The following is a 16238-nucleotide window of genomic DNA, read 5'->3' as shown; positions in this document are numbered from 1 at the left end:
AGGAGCGCACGCTTGAGCACCTCAACGAAAACCATTCTGACCGCCGCCCACTGGGGGCCGATGCTGGTCGAAACCGATGGCGAAAATGTTCTGTCGTCCCGCGGGGCACTGCCAACCCAACATCCCAACTCGTTACAGACCGTCGTTCGCGATCAGGTGCATAGCAAAACGCGCGTGCGCTGGCCGATGGTGCGTAAAGGTTTTCTGGCCTCGCCGGATAAGCCACAGGGGATCCGCGGTCAGGATGAGTTTATTCGCGTGAGCTGGGATGACGCGCTGGCGCTGATCCACGCCCAGCACAGGCGCATTCGCGACAGCTACGGTCCGTCGTCCATTTTCGCCGGGTCGTACGGCTGGCGTTCTAACGGCGTGCTGCACAAGGCCTCGACGCTGCTGCAGCGTTACATGAGCCTGGCGGGAGGCTATACAGGCCATCTCGGGGATTACTCCACCGGCGCGGCGCAGGCGATCATGCCGTACGTCGTGGGGGGGAACGAAGTGTACCAGCAGCAGACCAGCTGGCCGCTTGTGCTGGCGCACACCGACGTGGTGGTGCTCTGGAGCGCTAACCCCCTCAACACGCTGAAAATTGCCTGGAATGCCAGCGACGAGCAGGGCATTGGGTATTTCGACGCGCTGCGCAAAAGCGGCAAGCGCATCATCTGCATTGACCCAATGCGCTCAGAAACTATGGATTTCTTCGGCGACGGCGCCGAGTGGATCGCCCCGCATATGGGCACCGACGTGGCGATGATGCTGGGTATCGCCCATACGCTGGTCGAAAACGGCTGGCACGACGTCGAATTCCTGACGCGCTGTACCACCGGCTTCGATAAATTCGCCGACTACCTGACGGGCCAATCCGATGGGGTAGCGAAAACGGCAGAGTGGGCGGCAGATATTTGCGGCGTTCAAGCGCAGAAAATCCGCGAACTGGCGGCGTTGTTCCATGAAAACACCACCATGTTAATGTCCGGCTGGGGGATGCAGCGTCAGCAGTTTGGCGAGCAAAAACACTGGATGCTGGTAACGCTTGCCGCAATGCTTGGGCAGATCGGTACGCCGGGCGGGGGTTTTGGTCTCTCCTATCACTTTGCGAACGGCGGCAACCCGACGCGTAAAGCGGCGGTGCTGGCGTCTCTGCAAGGCTCGGTGCAGGGCGGCGTGGATGCCGTGGATAAAATCCCGGTGGCGCGGATTGTTGAAGCCCTGGAAAACCCCGGCGGTTTCTATCAGCACAACGGTATGGACCGCCACTTCCCGGACATTAAATTTGTCTGGTGGGCGGGCGGGTCGAACTTCACGCACCATCAGGATACCAATCGCCTGATCCGCGCCTGGCAAAAGCCGGAGCTGGTGGTGATTTCCGAGTGCTTCTGGACCGGCTCGGCTAAGCATGCAGATATCGTGCTGCCGGTGACCACCTCGTTTGAGCGTAACGATCTCACCATGACCGGCGACTACAGCAACCAGCATATGGTTCCGATGAAGCGCGTTGTCGCCCCGCGCGATGAGGCGCGTGATGATTTTGACGTGTTTGCTGAACTGAGCGAGCTGTGGGAAGCGGGCGGTCGCGAGCGTTTTACCGAAGGGAAAAGCGATCTGCAATGGCTGGAAACCTTCTACCAGATTGCCGGCCAGCGCGGCGCGGCACAGGGCGTGACGCTTCCGCCATTTGCTGAATTCTGGGAAGCGAACCAGATCGTCGAAATGCCGGAGAGCGAACAGAACGCGAAGTTTGTCCGTTTTGCCGATTTCCGCCGCGACCCGGAGAGCCACCCGCTGAAAACCGAGAGTGGAAAGATCGTGATCCACAGCGAGCGTATCGCCAGCTTTGGCTATGCCGACTGCCCGCCACACCCTATGTGGCTCGAGCCGGACGAGTGGCACGGCAACGCCCAGCCGGAACAGCTGCAGGTGTTGTCTGCGCATCCCGCGCACCGTCTGCACAGCCAGCTTAACTATACCTCCCTGCGCGAGCAGTATGCGGTCGCCGGGCGAGAGCCGATCACGCTGAATACCCTCGATGCGAAAGCCCGGGGGATCGCGGACGGCGACGTGGTGCGCGTCTGGAACTCGCGCGGGCAGGTGCTGGCAGGGGCGGTGGTGAGCGACGGGATTAAACCGGGCGTGATCTGCATTCATCAGGGCGCCTGGCCCGACCTTGAGCCCGCCGAGGGAGGGATCTGTAAAAACGGGGCGGTTAACGTGCTGACTAAAGATCTCCCCAGCTCGAAGCTGGGGAATGGCTGCGCAGGGAACACGGCGCTGGCCTGGGTAGAGAAATATCAGGGACCCGAGCTTACCTTAACGGCGTTTGATCCGCCTGCCAGCTCATGATCCACGTCGGGTGCTGGGTATCATCCTGCCAGGCGCTGTCCTCAATGCGAAAGCCCTGAGCATGGTAGAAATTCACCGCCCGCACATTTTTCTGATACACCTCCAGGGTTAAATGCGGGAAGCGCTGTTGAACATGGTTCAGCAGCGCGCGCCCGATACCTTTCCCGATGCATGACGGTGCGACAAACAGCGCGCCGACAAACTGAGACTGCATCACGCTGATAAATCCGTATGGCTCGCCATCCTGTTCCCAGACCCAGGTTTCCGCCGACGGCAGGTAAACGTCCCGCACCATGGCCTCGTTCTCTTTCCAGTAACCCGGCTCGATAAACGGATGCGCTTCCGTGGTGCTTTCAAGCCACAGGCTCAGAAGCGGCGCGGTATTCTCACTTTGCCATTTGCGGATCATGATGGCCTCCCGGATGACAGAAGCAGCCGGTAACGTGGTCGTTGACCAGGCCACAGGCCTGCATAAAGGCGTAGCAGATGGTGGAGCCGACAAACTTAAAGCCGCGTTTTTTCAGGGCCTTCGAGAGGGCATCCGAGGCCGGGGTTGAGGCCGGGATTTCCGCGAGCGTGGCGGCCCGGGTGACCTGCGGATCGTTGTTCACAAACGTCCAGACAAAATCTGAAAACGATTCGCCGTTTTGTTCCATCGCCAGGTAAGCGCGTGCGTTACCGATGATGGCCTGGATCTTACCGCGATGGCGGATGATGCCGGCGTCCTGCACCAGCCGTTCCACATCCTCATCAGTCATGGCGGCGACGGCGACAGGATCGAACTGGTGGAAGGCGTTACGGTAGTTTTCGCGTTTCTTCAGTACCGTAATCCATGACAACCCCGCCTGCTGGCCCTCCAGGCAGATCATCTCAAAGAGTTTTTTGCCATCCGTTTCCGGCACGCCCCATTCCCGATCGTGATAGTCGATATAAAGCTGATCCTGGCTCACCCAACCGCAACGTTCCATCCGTCATCTCCCTTATTGATACTGATTTTGCAAAAATTTCGTTCTGACTGGCTTGACGTGTTTACTATAAAGACAATAGTTAATACAGGGCTATAAGCTCTTCCTGAATAACGACAAATATCGCCGAATTCGGCTCTCTCTGGGGTCGCGTTGATGATGATAAAAAAAATCAGTGGTCGCCATGCTGCTTCTGGCCTGGTGGGAATTTCAGCCTGCCTGTTCTTTTGTAATACAGCGTCTGCCTGGCAACAGGAATATATCGTTTCAGACGCCCAAAATAATACGGCGGAACGCTATACATGGGACGCGGATCACCAACCGCGTTATGAGGATATTCTTGCTGAGCGTATTCAGTCTTCGCAAAACGCGCCGGGTCTTGCCCTGAATATACCGTCTGGCAGCGCGACGGAGGGGGCGATGAGCGTGGGCTGGAATTTTCCGGTTTCAGCGCGTGTCACCACCGGTCCGGTAGTGGCGTGGCGTTACGACGGCACGGCTCCCATGATGATCAACGAGTTTGGTGATAGCGCGTCGACGCAGGCACTCACCGACCCGCTCTGGCATGCCAGCATCAGCACGCTGGGGTGGCGCGTGAATACCCAGTACGGCGATCTCCGTCCCTGGGCGCAGATCAGCTATAACCAGCAGTTTGGTGAAAACCAGTGGAAATCGCAGTTTGGCATGCCGCAAACGCCAGCTCCTGCCCAAAACGGTAGCTGGATGGACGTCACCGTGGGAACGGATATTCCTTTTAATACTCACGTCGCGGCCTATGCGTCGCTGGCTCAGGGGGAGCACACCACCACCGGTGAGGAGTTTTTATACACCCTCGGCGTTAGCGCAAATTTCTAGAGTTGTTACTTTTTTAAACGTTACGATAACATCTCGAATACAACAACCACGGGCTTTACAGCGATAGCAGGTACTAACACGCCGTCGCTTTATTCCCGGGCCAGGCCATTCATTCCCGATTCCAGGCATTTCATTCCGTTCCGCCTGCATTTCATGCCGTTTTCCCCCAGGCGTATTAAGGTTTTGTTTATCGTTGTCCTCAGCGAACTTCCTTAATTTCTCTTGCAGGACAACTGCCATGAACACATCAACTTATAACCGCACGCGCTGGCTTACGCTCTTTGGCACCATCGTCACCCAGTTTGCGCTGGGGTCGGTCTATACCTGGAGCCTGTTTAACAGCGCGCTTTCCGACAAACTCGGCGCGCCGGTCAGCCAGGTCGCGTTCTCCTTTGGTCTGCTGAGCCTGGGTCTGGCGATTTCGTCTTCCGTCGCGGGCAAGCTGCAGGAGCGTTTTGGCGTGAAGCGTGTGACCATGGCGTCCGGCATTCTGCTGGGTCTGGGCTTTTTCCTGACGGCGCATTCCAGCAACCTGATGATGCTGTGGCTGAGCGCCGGCGTGCTGGTGGGTCTGGCCGATGGCGCAGGTTACCTGCTGACCCTGTCGAACTGCGTGAAGTGGTTCCCGGAGCGTAAAGGCTTAATCTCCGCGTTCGCCATCGGCTCCTATGGCCTGGGCAGCCTCGGGTTCAAATTTATCGACTCCCATCTGCTGGCGTCCGTTGGCCTCGAAAACACCTTTATGATCTGGGGCGCTATCGTGCTGGTGATGATTCTGTTCGGCGCCACGCTGATGGCCGATGCGCCGCAGCAGGAGGTCAAATCCGTTAACGGCGTAGTGGAGAACGACTTCACCCTCGCGCAGTCCATGCGTAAGCCGCAGTACTGGATGCTGGCGGTGATGTTCCTGACGGCCTGCATGAGCGGACTGTATGTCATCGGTGTGGCGAAGGATATCGCGCAGGGGATGGTGAAGCTGGATGCGGCTACGGCGGCGAATGCGGTGACGGTCATCTCCATAGCCAACCTCTCCGGTCGTCTGGTGCTCGGCATTCTGTCCGACAAAATTGCCCGCATCCGTGTGATTACGATTGGGCAGGTGGTTTCGCTGGTCGGCATGGCGGCGCTGCTGTTCGCTCCGCTGAATGAAGCCACCTTCTTTGCGGCGATTGCCTGCGTGGCCTTTAACTTCGGCGGCACTATTACCGTCTTCCCCTCACTGGTGAGCGAGTTCTTTGGCCTGAACAATCTGGCGAAAAACTACGGCGTTATCTATCTTGGCTTCGGGATCGGCAGTATCTGCGGCTCGCTGATTGCCTCCCTGTTCGGCGGGTTCTACGTGACCTTCTGTGTGATATTTGCCCTGCTGATTATCTCGCTGGCGCTCTCGACCACGATTCGCCAGCCGCAGCGCGAAGTATTCAAAGAAGCGCACGCGTAAGCTCTATGAAAGAGGCCCCTGTGGCCTCTTTTTACTTTATGCGAGACGCTTTCCGTCTCGATATTTTGTAAAAATTTACACCGATCACACTCTCTGCTGCCACTTTTCTCTCCCGCTGTGGTCTACTTATCGCGCTTGTAGACGTTTCTAATAACGCTTCCTTACGCATTTACTTACTCTGTCCGCTTTCTCTTTGAGATTCGTCGGGTTTTTATACCCCTTCCCCCAGGGTTGTTTGCATGAAATACATTAGGTCTCTTACCCAGCAAAGATTGTGTCTGATGCTGGCTGTCTATATCGGATTATTTCTGAATGGCGCGGTACTGTTCAGAAGAGTGGAAGGTTATTTTGAAAACCTTACCGTAAGTAATAGTATTTTTGCCGCAATTGAAGTATTCGGCTCCGTCCTCGCCACCTTCTTCCTCTTACGCCTGCTTTCCCTTTTTGGCCGACGTACCTGGCAAATTTTGGCCTCTCTGGTGGTGATTATTTCCGCCGCCGCAAGTTATTACATGACCTTTATGAACGTGGTCATTGGGTACGGTATTGTTGCCTCGGTGATGACCACGGATATCGATCTCTCGAAAGAGGTGGTAGGGAAAGGCTTTATCGTCTGGACGGTTTTAACCTGTCTGATACCGTTGTTCTTTATCTGGAACAATACGTGCCGCTATACGCTGCTACGCCAGCTGCGCACGCGTGGACAGCGGATCCGCAATATCGTGGTTGTCCTGCTGGCAGGCTTGCTGGTATGGGCGCCTATTCGCCTGATGGAAACGCAGCAAAAACGCGTCGAAAAAGCGACGGGCGTGGATATGCCAAGCTACGGCGGCGTGGTGGCAAACTCCTATTTGCCGTCTAACTGGCTCTCAGCATTAGGTCTGTATGCCTGGGCGCAGGCAGATGAATCCAGTGATGTGAAGTCTCTGATCAATCCACTGAAAAAATTTACCTACCAGCCGCCAGCCGACGGGATTGATGATACGTACGTCGTCTTTGTCATCGGTGAAACGACGCGCTGGGATCATATGGGCATTCTCGGCTATAACCGGGACACCACGCCAAAGCTGGCGCAGGAAAAGAACCTGGTGGCCTACCGTGGCTACTCCTGCGATACCGCAACCAAGCTCTCGCTGCGCTGTATGTTTGTGCGTGAAGGCGGTGCAAGCGATAACCCGCAGCGCACGCTGAAAGAGCAGAACGTGTTTGCCGTGCTGAAGCAGCTTGGGTTTAGCTCTGACCTGTTTGCTATGCAAAGTGAGATGTGGTTCTACACCAACACGCTGGCAGATAACATTGCGTACCGTGAGCAGATTGGCGCCGAGCCGCGTAACCGCGGTAAAAACGTCGACGACATGCTGCTGCTGGAAGAGATGTCGCAGTCCCTCAAGAACCATCCGCAGGGCAAGCATCTGGTTATTCTGCATACCAAAGGGTCGCATTACAGCTATTACCAGCGCTACACGCGTGATTTCGCGAAGTGGCAGCCTGAGTGCGTGGGCATTAATAAAGACTGCAGCAAGCAGGAGCTGATCAACGCCTACGACAACTCGGTGCTGTACGTGGATACCTTCCTGAGCCGGGTCATTGACCAGCTGCGCGATAAAAAAGCGATTGTGATTTATGCAGCAGACCACGGTGAATCCATCAACGAGAAAGAGCACCTGCACGGCACGCCGCGCAAGCTGGCACCGCCGGAGCAGTTCCGCGTGCCGATGATCATGTGGATGTCGGATAAGTATCTTGAAAATCCGGAGAAGGCGAAGATGTTTGCTCAGCTGAAGAAAGAGGCGGAGATGAAGGTGCCGCGTCGCCACGTTGAGCTGTACGACACCATTATGGGTTGTCTCGGCTATACCTCACCGAACGGTGGGATTAACGAAAACAACAACTGGTGTAAACTCCCTGATAACAGCGTAAAAGCCGCGCAGTAGCTGCTCTGGCGAGAATATCGCCAGTTGAATGGCTTTTTGAAAATAAGGGATTGACGGGGGCGCACCTCAGCAGTAAGATGCGCTCCGCATTCGGCGAGTAGCGCAGCTTGGTAGCGCAACTGGTTTGGGACCAGTGGGTCGGAGGTTCGAATCCTCTCTCGCCGACCACATTCTGAAAAGGGCTAACCGCAAGGTTAGCCCTTTTTGCATTATGATCTTATCCCGTCAGAGTATCCAAAACGCCCCTTAGGCCTGCTTCTTCCTGCCTGTTAACGATTTTGTGACATAATCCATTGTATTTTTTTATATATAGATTGATCTTTTTTCGCGTTGCTTATGGATAACCTCAGCATTTTTCGCTGTGCGTTTTAACGTTCGCGGTATTTAGTGCTCAGATAATCACCATTCTGCAAGAAAATTTACCCATTCTGAATAAAAGTTAATCACTGATTGTTGCGAAATATGAAGAGAGTTGTGCTGCAAGATAGCGAGTAGCATAAATTTCCCTGCTGAAAACGGGCATGCATAGTTTTTTTAATCTTTGTTTGCGGTTTCTCACACTCAGCGTAAATCCCCGTCACCTGTATTGACGTTTTCACATTCTGTTGACAGATTGTAGGGCATGAGGGGCATTTCAGGGACGATCTGCGCTGCAACTCAAACGCTCTTCTGAAAGGATTCTCCATCCCTTTAAAGCCTTCGGGCATCACCGACCGGACCGGGTAAAAAATAAATAAAGGTCTGGCGGCGTAACACAACAAAGCAAAACATCACATTGGAGCAGAATAATGAGTATTTCCTTGAAGAAGTCAGGGATGCTGAAGCTTGGTCTGAGCCTGGTGGCTATGACCGTGGCAGCAAGCGTACAGGCAAAAACCCTGGTTTACTGTTCTGAAGGCTCGCCGGAAGGCTTTAACCCACAGCTCTTTACCTCTGGTACGACTTACGACGCAAGCTCTGTACCGATCTATAACCGTCTGGTTGAATTCAAAACCGGTACCACGGAAGTGATTCCGGGTCTGGCCGAGAAGTGGGACGTCAGCGAAGACGGTAAAACCTATACCTTCCACCTGCGCCAGGGCGTGAAGTGGCAGGACAGCAAAGAATTCAAACCAACGCGCGACTTTAACGCCGACGACGTTGTGTTCTCCTTCGACCGTCAGAAAAACGCTCAGAACCCGTACCACAAAGTGTCTGGCGGCAGCTATGAATACTTCGAAGGGATGGGTCTGCCTGACCTGATTGCTGAAGTGAAAAAAGTGGACGATAAAACGGTTCAGTTCGTGCTGACGCGTCCGGAAGCGCCATTCCTGGCTGACCTGGCCATGGACTTCGCCTCAATTCTGTCCAAAGAGTATGCGGACAACATGCTGAAAGCCGGTACGCCGGAAAAAGTTGACCTGAACCCAATCGGTACCGGTCCATTCCAGCTGCTGCAGTACCAGAAAGACTCCCGCATCCTGTACAAAGCCTTTGAAGGCTTCTGGGGTACCAAGCCGAAGATCGACCGTCTGGTCTTCTCCATCACGCCTGATGCGTCAGTGCGTTATGCAAAACTGCAGAAAAACGAATGTCAGGTTATGCCGTACCCGAACCCGGCTGATATCGCCCGCATGAAGCAGGACAAGAACATCAACCTGCTGGAGCAGGCTGGCCTGAACGTGGGCTATCTCTCCTTCAACACCGAGAAGAAACCGTTTGATGACGTGAAAGTGCGTCAGGCGTTGACCTACGCGGTGAACAAAGAAGCGATTATCAAGGCGGTTTACCAGGGCGCAGGCGTTGCTGCCAAAAACCTGATCCCACCAACCATGTGGGGCTATAACGACGACGTTAAAGACTACACCTACGATCCTGAGAAAGCGAAAGCGCTGCTGAAAGAAGCGGGCCAGGATAAAGGCTTTACCGTTGAGCTGTGGGCGATGCCGGTACAGCGTCCGTACAACCCGAACGCACGCCGTATGGCGGAAATGGTTCAGGCTGACTGGGCTAAGGTTGGCGTTCAGGCCAAGATTGTGACCTACGAGTGGGGCGAGTACCTGAAGCGCGCCAAAGCGGGTGAGCACCAGGCGGTAATGATGGGCTGGACCGGCGACAACGGGGATCCGGACAACTTCTTCGCCACCCTGTTCAGCTGCGCGGCGGCGAAAGACGGTTCTAACTACTCTCGCTGGTGCTATAAGCCGTTTGAAGACCTGATCCAGCCGGCGCGTGCGACCGACGATCACAACAAACGTATTGAACTGTACAAGCAGGCTCAGGTTGTAATGCACGATCAGGCTCCGGCGCTGATTGTTGCTCACTCCACCGTGTACGAGCCAGTGCGTAAAGAAGTGAAGGGCTACGTGGTTGATCCACTGGGCAAACACCACTTCGAAAACGTATCTGTTGAATAATAAGTAGGGTGTTCTCCCTCTCCCTGTGGGAGAGGGCAGGGGTGAGGGTCGTGCATGCATCCCCTCACCCTAACCCTCTCCCACAGGGAGAGGGAATTTACATTTGTGAGCAATACAGACGTCACGCCACTGGTCGTGCGTCATCAGAGAGAATCCGGGTTATGTTGCAGTTCATCCTCCGACGTCTGGGACTTGTTATCCCCACGTTTATCGGTATCACCCTTCTCACTTTTGCCTTCGTCCATATGATCCCCGGCGACCCGGTAATGATTATGGCGGGCGAGCGTGGTATTTCCCCTGAGCGCCATGCACAGCTGCTGGCGGAACTCGGTCTCGATAAGCCGATGTGGCAGCAGTATCTCCACTATATCTGGGGCGTATTGCACGGTGATTTAGGGATTTCGCTGAAAAGCCGTCTTCCGGTGTGGGACGAGTTCGTGCCGCGCTTTAAAGCGACGCTGGAGCTTGGCGTCTGCGCCATGATTTTCGCCACTGCGGTGGGTATTCCTGTCGGGGTACTGGCTGCCGTCAAGCGTGGCTCTATTTTTGACCATACCGCCGTGGGCCTGGCGCTGACCGGCTACTCCATGCCTATCTTCTGGTGGGGCATGATGCTGATCATGCTGGTATCGGTGCAGCTTAACCTGACACCGGTCTCCGGGCGCGTCAGTGATATGGTCTTCCTGGATGATAGCAACCCGCTCACCGGCTTTATGCTGATTGATACGGCTATCTGGGGCGAAGAGGGCAACTTCATTGATGCCGTGGCGCACATGATCCTGCCTGCCATGGTGCTGGGCACCATTCCTCTGGCGGTGATCGTGCGAATGACCCGTTCATCGATGCTGGAAGTGCTGGGTGAGGATTATATCCGCACCGCGCGCGCCAAGGGCCTGACGCGTATGCGCGTCATCATCGTCCATGCGCTGCGTAATGCCATGCTGCCGGTGGTGACCGTTATAGGTCTCCAGGTGGGGACGTTGCTGGCGGGGGCGATCCTGACCGAAACCATCTTCTCCTGGCCGGGCCTTGGACGCTGGCTGATTGACGCGCTGCAACGCCGTGACTATCCGGTTGTGCAGGGCGGTGTACTGCTGGTCGCGACGATGATTATCCTCGTCAACCTGCTGGTCGATTTGCTGTACGGCGTGGTGAACCCGCGTATTCGTCATAAGAAGTAAGGGACCATCATGTCACAAGTCACTCAAAATAAAGTGGTCGCTGCACCGGTTCCGATGACGCCGCTGCAGGAATTCTGGCACTACTTCAAGCGCAATAAAGGCGCGGTGGTAGGGCTGGTGTATGTCGTAATCATGATCCTGATTGCGGTGTTTGCGAACTTCCTCGCACCGTATAACCCGGCGGACCAGTTCCGCGATGCGCTGCTCGCGCCGCCTGCGTGGCAGGACGGCGGTAGCCTGACGCACCTGCTGGGTACCGATGACGTGGGCCGCGACGTGCTGTCGCGTCTGATGTACGGCGCGCGCCTGTCGCTGCTGGTCGGCTGTCTCGTTGTTGTGCTGTCGCTGATCATGGGCGTTGTACTCGGCCTGGTTGCCGGTTACTTCGGCGGTATCGTTGATAACATCATCATGCGTATCGTCGACATCATGCTGGCGCTGCCAAGCCTGCTGCTGGCGCTGGTGCTGGTGGCGATCTTCGGCCCGTCGATTGGGAACGCCGCGCTGGCGTTGACCTTCGTGGCGCTCCCTCACTACGTACGTTTAACCCGTGCGGCGGTGCTGGTGGAAGTGAACCGCGATTACGTCACCGCTTCTCGCGTGGCGGGTGCCGGTGCGATGCGCCAGATGTTCGTTAATATCTTCCCTAACTGCCTTGCGCCGCTGATTGTTCAGGCGTCGCTCGGTTTCTCTAACGCCATTCTTGATATGGCCGCTCTTGGCTTCCTGGGCATGGGTGCGCAGCCGCCAACACCGGAGTGGGGCACCATGCTCTCCGACGTGTTGCAGTTCGCACAAAGCGCCTGGTGGGTTGTCACCTTCCCGGGTCTGGCAATCCTGCTGACGGTGCTGGCATTTAACCTGATGGGTGATGGTCTGCGTGATGCGCTTGATCCCAAACTGAAGCAGTAAGAGGCACGAGATGGCGTTATTAAATGTAGATAAATTATCGGTGCACTTCGGCGACGAAGGCACCCCGTTTCGCGCCGTGGACCGCATCAGCTACAGCGTAAATCAGGGCGAAGTGGTTGGCATTGTCGGGGAGTCCGGTTCCGGTAAGTCAGTGAGCTCGCTGGCGATCATGGGGCTGATTGATTACCCGGGCCGCGTGATGGCGGAAAACCTGCAGTTCAACGGTCAGGACCTGAAGCGCATTTCTGAAAAACAGCGCCGCCAGCTGGTGGGCGCCGAAGTGGCGATGATTTTCCAGGATCCCATGACCAGCCTGAACCCTTGCTACACCGTTGGTTTCCAGATTATGGAAGCGATTAAGGTGCATCAGGGCGGGAATAAGAAAACCCGTCGTCAGCGGGCGATCGACCTGCTGAACCAGGTGGGTATCCCTGACCCGGCATCGCGCCTGGACGTTTATCCGCACCAGCTCTCCGGTGGGATGAGCCAGCGCGTGATGATCGCGATGGCGATTGCCTGTCGACCAAAACTGCTGATCGCGGATGAACCGACGACGGCGCTGGATGTGACCATTCAGGCGCAAATCATCGAACTGCTGCTGGAGCTGCAGCAGAAAGAGAATATGGCGCTGGTGCTGATTACGCACGATCTGGCGCTGGTGGCCGAAGCCGCGCACAAAATCATCGTGATGTATGCCGGTCAGGTGGTCGAGACCGGAAATTCACACGATATTTTCCGCGCGCCGCGTCACCCGTATACCCAGGCGCTTTTACGCGCGCTGCCGGAGTTTGCCCAGGACAAAGCGCGTCTGGCGTCGCTGCCGGGTGTGGTACCGGGTAAATATGACCGTCCGCAGGGCTGTCTGCTCAATCCGCGCTGTCCGTATGCGACGGACAAATGCCGGGCAGAAGAGCCTGAGCTGAACCAGCTTGCTGACGGCCGTCAGTCGAAATGCCACTACCCACTCGATGATGCCGGGAGGCCAACACTATGAGTACGCAACAGGCCACCACGCAACAACCGCTGTTGCAGGCCATCGACCTGAAAAAATACTACCCGGTAAAGAAGGGGCTGTTTGCCCCTGAACGCCTGGTGAAAGCGCTGGACGGCGTCTCTTTTAACCTCGAACGCGGTAAAACGCTGGCGGTGGTAGGGGAGTCAGGCTGCGGCAAATCCACGCTGGGCCGTCTGCTGACGATGATTGAAGTGCCGACCGGCGGGGAACTCTACTATCAGGGGCAGGATCTGCTCAAGCACGATCCGCAGGCGCAGAAGCTGCGCCGCCAGAAAATCCAGATTGTGTTCCAGAACCCTTATGGTTCTTTGAACCCGCGTAAAAAAGTCGGGCAGATTCTGGAAGAGCCGCTGCTGATCAACAGTAATCTGAGCAAAGAGCAGCGCCGTGAAAAAGCGCTGGCGATGATGGCGAAGGTCGGCCTCAAAACCGAGCATTACGATCGCTATCCGCACATGTTCTCCGGCGGCCAGCGTCAGCGTATTGCGATCGCCCGCGGGCTGATGCTCGATCCGGACGTGGTGATTGCCGATGAGCCGGTCTCCGCGCTCGACGTATCCGTGCGTGCGCAGGTGCTGAACCTGATGATGGATCTCCAGCAGGAGCTGGGGCTCTCTTACGTGTTTATCTCCCACGACCTGTCGGTGGTGGAGCATATTGCCGATGAAGTGATGGTGATGTACCTGGGGCGCTGCGTGGAGAAGGGGACTAAAGACCAGATCTTTAATAACCCTCGTCACCCATATACCCAGGCGCTGCTGTCTGCGACGCCGCGTCTGAACCCGGACGATCGTCGTGAGCGTATTAAGCTGACGGGTGAACTGCCAAGTCCGCTGAATCCACCTCCGGGATGCGCATTCAACGCCCGCTGCAGTCGCCGCTTTGGCCCGTGCACCCAGCTCCAGCCGCAGCTGAAGGATTATGGCGGCCAGCTGGTTGCCTGCTTCGCGGTCGATCAGGATGAAAATGGCGAGAAGCCACAGGCATAATAAAAAAAACCGGCGCTAAGCCGGTTTTTTTTATGTCTGCGTTGTTATTTCCGCAGGCGAATCTGGTCGACGGCGTGCTTCTCGCTCTTGGTGAGGATCAGGCTCGCGCGCTCGCGCGTCGGCAGGATATTCTCTTTGAGGTTGACGTAGTTGATCTCGTTCCACAGCCCCGTGGCCACGCTGATCGCTTCTTCTTCAGAAAGCTGAGCATAGTGGTGGAAATAGGAATCCGGGTCAGTGAACGCCCCTTCGCGGAACTTCAGGAAGCGGTTGATGTACCAGTTTTGCAGCAGGTCTTCCGGCGCATCGACATAAATAGAGAAATCGACGAAATCCGAGACGAATACGTGATGCGGGTCGTGAGGATAGTCCATCCCGCTCTGCAGCACGTTCAGGCCTTCCAGAATCAGAATGTCCGGCTGGACCACGGTTTTATCCCCACCCGGGATGCGATCGTAGATCAGGTGCGAATAGACTGGCGCGGTGACGTGCGGCACGCCGGATTTCAGGTCAGAGACAAATTTCACCAGACGGTGCATATCATAAGAGAGCGGGAAGCCCTTCTTCTTCATTAGCCCACGTTCTTTTAACACCTCGTTCGGGTGCAGGAAGCCGTCGGTAGTAATCAGCTCCACGCTGCGGTGTTCAGGCCAGCGGCTCAACAGCGCCTGCAGGACGCGCGCGGTGGTACTTTTACCCACGGCCACGCTGCCTGCGATACTAATGATATAAGGAATGCGTTGACCGTTCGTCCCGAGAAACTGCTCCAGCACGGCCTGACGACGCAGGTTCGAGCTGATATAGAAGTTAAGCAAGCGAGAGAGGGGGAGATAAATTTCTGCCACCTCTTCCAGGGACAGATCTTCGTTTATCCCTTTTAACCGTGCGATTTCACCTTCCGTCAGCGTCATAGGGACGGAATCACGCAGGGCAGCCCACTGGCTGCGGTTAAAGTGAAGATAAGGCGTCATTAACGTTTGCTCTTTTTTGCTCATAAGCATGCTTCAGTGAGCCAGCATCACACTGCCGGATCATGGCTCATCACACAGTTAATTTTGGACAATGGGCAGGAGGTTAACACCAGATGACGGGAATAATAAGAAAAAAGATGGAAAGCGCTGCGTAACGCGGAAGCCGTCACGCTACGGTGAATACGGTGCAAATCACGCTGATATGTTGAATATTTGACCTTAAATGACTACTTTTACAGCGTCCGATACGCTCTTCGCATAAAATGTGAGCGAAAGAACGTTTTATGCAAATTTTTAGTTGCATGACCGCGCAGGTATCCATAGAATGCGCGCTACTTGATGCCGACTTAGCTCAGTAGGTAGAGCAACTGACTTGTAATCAGTAGGTCACCAGTTCGATTCCGGTAGTCGGCACCATCAAGTCCGGTGGGGTTCCCGAGCGGCCAAAGGGAGCAGACTGTAAATCTGCCGTCACAGACTTCGAAGGTTCGAATCCTTCCCCCACCACCACTTTCTGGCAGCGTAAATGCCGCCGGAGCTGGTTGGAAAAATTAGCCAGCTCAAACTGAAAAAGAGAGAAATCTCTTTTTTTGTTACAGAAAGAACTGGGTAGCCGAGTTTCAGGATGCGGGCATCGTATAATGGCTATTACCTCAGCCTTCCAAGCTGATGATGCGGGTTCGATTCCCGCTGCCCGCTCCAATACGTGCTGATATGGCTCAGTTGGTAGAGCGCACCCTTGGTAAGGGTGAGGTCCCCAGTTCGACTCTGGGTATCAGCACCACTTCACTTCTCCTTCCCGTTTCTCTCTGTTTCAATTTTACTGTATTCAACAATTCAGGCATTTCGCCTGGTTGATGTGGTGATATCACCGATTTATCCGTGTCTTAGAGGGACAATCGATGTCTAAAGAAAAGTTTGAACGTACAAAACCGCACGTTAACGTCGGTACTATCGGCCACGTTGACCATGGTAAAACAACGCTGACCGCTGCAATCACTACCGTTCTGGCAAAAACCTACGGTGGTTCTGCTCGCGCATTCGACCAGATCGATAACGCACCAGAAGAAAAAGCTCGTGGTATCACCATCAACACCTCTCACGTTGAGTACGACACCCCGACTCGCCACTACGCACACGTAGACTGCCCAGGCCACGCCGACTATGTTAAAAACATGATCACCGGTGCTGCGCAGATGGACGGCGCGATCCTGGTTGTTGCTGCGACTGACGGCCCAA

General features: G+C 55.5%; 13 protein-coding genes and 5 tRNA genes. 15 read left to right on the top strand and 3 right to left on the bottom strand.

Translation table 11 applies throughout. From position 1 onward, the window contains the following. Positions 1-60: 60 nt before the first annotated feature. Positions 61-2340 carry a molybdopterin guanine dinucleotide-containing S/N-oxide reductase gene (locus P346_RS04725; protein ID WP_050597648.1) on the top strand — a complete coding sequence of 760 codons (2280 nt, stop codon included), beginning with the start codon at positions 61-63 and terminating at the stop codon, positions 2338-2340. Here P346_RS04725 and P346_RS04730 read toward each other — a convergent pair. Both P346_RS04730 and tag read right to left on the bottom strand, forming a co-directional pair. Then, positions 2303-2749: an N-acetyltransferase gene (locus P346_RS04730; protein ID WP_032661790.1), complete on the bottom strand. Its 447-nt coding sequence runs from the start codon at positions 2747-2749 to the stop codon at positions 2303-2305. The two genes, P346_RS04725 and P346_RS04730, sit on opposite strands and share 38 nt — an antisense overlap. After that, positions 2727-3308, bottom strand: coding sequence for a DNA-3-methyladenine glycosylase I (gene tag, locus P346_RS04735; protein WP_029741572.1), 582 nt, complete (start codon positions 3306-3308; stop codon positions 2727-2729). Before tag ends, P346_RS04730 begins: the two co-directional genes overlap by 23 nt. A gap of 153 nt (positions 3309-3461) precedes the next feature. Here tag and P346_RS0121900 point away from each other — a divergent pair, with 153 nt between their 5' ends. The 9 genes from P346_RS0121900 (at position 3462) to dppF (ending at position 14028) form a co-directional block, all read left to right on the top strand. Continuing rightward, positions 3462-4160: an autotransporter domain-containing protein gene (locus P346_RS0121900; RefSeq protein WP_032661787.1), complete on the top strand. Its 699-nt coding sequence runs from the start codon at positions 3462-3464 to the stop codon at positions 4158-4160. A 238-nt stretch (positions 4161-4398) separates the two neighbouring features. Further along, complete coding sequence (locus P346_RS04740; protein WP_032661784.1) at positions 4399-5601, top strand: L-lactate MFS transporter; 1203 nt, start codon at positions 4399-4401, stop codon at positions 5599-5601. A 239-nt stretch (positions 5602-5840) separates the two neighbouring features. Continuing rightward, positions 5841-7535: a kdo(2)-lipid A phosphoethanolamine 7''-transferase gene (gene eptB, locus P346_RS04745; protein WP_032661783.1), complete on the top strand. Its 1695-nt coding sequence runs from the start codon at positions 5841-5843 to the stop codon at positions 7533-7535. Positions 7536-7626: 91 nt separating this feature from the next. After that, positions 7627-7703, top strand: a tRNA-Pro gene (locus P346_RS04750). A 620-nt stretch (positions 7704-8323) separates the two neighbouring features. Continuing rightward, on the top strand, positions 8324-9931 hold the full coding sequence (dppA, locus tag P346_RS04755) for a dipeptide ABC transporter periplasmic-binding protein DppA (protein ID WP_032661780.1): 1608 nt from the start codon (positions 8324-8326) through the stop codon (positions 9929-9931). 161 nt (positions 9932-10092) lie between these two features. Next, entirely contained in the window at positions 10093-11112 is a 1020-nt protein-coding gene (dppB, locus tag P346_RS04760; protein ID WP_023334097.1) for a dipeptide ABC transporter permease DppB, read from the top strand. A 9-nt stretch (positions 11113-11121) separates the two neighbouring features. Continuing rightward, the gene (gene dppC, locus P346_RS04765) at positions 11122-12024 is read left to right on the top strand and encodes a dipeptide ABC transporter permease DppC (protein WP_029742039.1); all 903 of its coding nucleotides are present in this window, start codon (positions 11122-11124) and stop codon (positions 12022-12024) included. Positions 12025-12034: 10 nt separating this feature from the next. Then, entirely contained in the window at positions 12035-13018 is a 984-nt protein-coding gene (gene dppD / locus P346_RS04770; protein WP_008502772.1) for a dipeptide ABC transporter ATP-binding protein, read from the top strand. Further along, positions 13015-14028: a dipeptide ABC transporter ATP-binding subunit DppF gene (gene dppF, locus P346_RS04775; RefSeq protein WP_023309965.1), complete on the top strand. Its 1014-nt coding sequence runs from the start codon at positions 13015-13017 to the stop codon at positions 14026-14028. The genes dppD and dppF overlap by 4 nt, the downstream gene beginning before the upstream one ends. Before the next feature lie 44 nt (positions 14029-14072). Here the strand turns inward: dppF and coaA are convergent, their stop codons facing one another. Further along, on the bottom strand, positions 14073-15023 hold the full coding sequence (gene coaA / locus P346_RS04780) for a type I pantothenate kinase (RefSeq protein WP_032661777.1): 951 nt from the start codon (positions 15021-15023) through the stop codon (positions 14073-14075). Positions 15024-15340: 317 nt separating this feature from the next. Here coaA and P346_RS04785 point away from each other — a divergent pair. The 5 genes from P346_RS04785 to P346_RS0121895 all read left to right on the top strand — a co-directional run. Further along, positions 15341-15416: transfer RNA gene (locus tag P346_RS04785), tRNA-Thr, on the top strand. Positions 15417-15424: 8 nt separating this feature from the next. Further along, positions 15425-15509: transfer RNA gene (locus P346_RS04790), tRNA-Tyr, on the top strand. Positions 15510-15626: 117 nt separating this feature from the next. Continuing rightward, a tRNA-Gly gene (locus tag P346_RS04795) sits at positions 15627-15701 on the top strand. 6 nt (positions 15702-15707) lie between these two features. Continuing rightward, a tRNA-Thr gene (locus P346_RS04800) sits at positions 15708-15783 on the top strand. Between the two features lie 118 nt (positions 15784-15901). Continuing rightward, positions 15902-16238 (top strand): GTP-binding protein (locus P346_RS0121895; protein ID WP_019725119.1); only part of this gene is annotated, 337 nt, incomplete at its 3' end.

This window comes from Enterobacter sp. DC1 (assembly GCF_000568075.1).
GTDB classification, from domain to species: Bacteria; Pseudomonadota; Gammaproteobacteria; order Enterobacterales; family Enterobacteriaceae; genus Enterobacter; species Enterobacter asburiae.
Note: the sequence above shows the minus strand (reverse complement) of the source record. Positions and strands in the feature narration are given on the sequence as shown.

Bases quoted from the DNA above. Each gene is read 5' to 3' on its own strand.
- dppB (WP_023334097.1), top strand. From the start codon at position 10,093: ATGTTGCAGTTCATCCTCCGACGTCTGGGACTTGTTATCCCCACGTTT.
- dppF (WP_023309965.1), top strand. From the start codon at position 13,015: ATGAGTACGCAACAGGCCACCACGCAACAACCGCTGTTGCAGGCCATC.
- eptB (WP_032661783.1), top strand. From the start codon at position 5,841: ATGAAATACATTAGGTCTCTTACCCAGCAAAGATTGTGTCTGATGCTG.
- dppC (WP_029742039.1), top strand. From the start codon at position 11,122: ATGTCACAAGTCACTCAAAATAAAGTGGTCGCTGCACCGGTTCCGATG.
- P346_RS0121900 (WP_032661787.1), top strand. From the start codon at position 3,462: ATGATGATAAAAAAAATCAGTGGTCGCCATGCTGCTTCTGGCCTGGTG.
- P346_RS04725 (WP_050597648.1), top strand. From the start codon at position 61: ATGCTGGTCGAAACCGATGGCGAAAATGTTCTGTCGTCCCGCGGGGCA.
- tag (WP_029741572.1), bottom strand. From the start codon at position 3,308: ATGGAACGTTGCGGTTGGGTGAGCCAGGATCAGCTTTATATCGACTAT.
- P346_RS04740 (WP_032661784.1), top strand. From the start codon at position 4,399: ATGAACACATCAACTTATAACCGCACGCGCTGGCTTACGCTCTTTGGC.
- dppA (WP_032661780.1), top strand. From the start codon at position 8,324: ATGAGTATTTCCTTGAAGAAGTCAGGGATGCTGAAGCTTGGTCTGAGC.
- dppD (WP_008502772.1), top strand. From the start codon at position 12,035: ATGGCGTTATTAAATGTAGATAAATTATCGGTGCACTTCGGCGACGAA.
- P346_RS04730 (WP_032661790.1), bottom strand. From the start codon at position 2,749: ATGATCCGCAAATGGCAAAGTGAGAATACCGCGCCGCTTCTGAGCCTG.
- coaA (WP_032661777.1), bottom strand. From the start codon at position 15,023: ATGAGCAAAAAAGAGCAAACGTTAATGACGCCTTATCTTCACTTTAAC.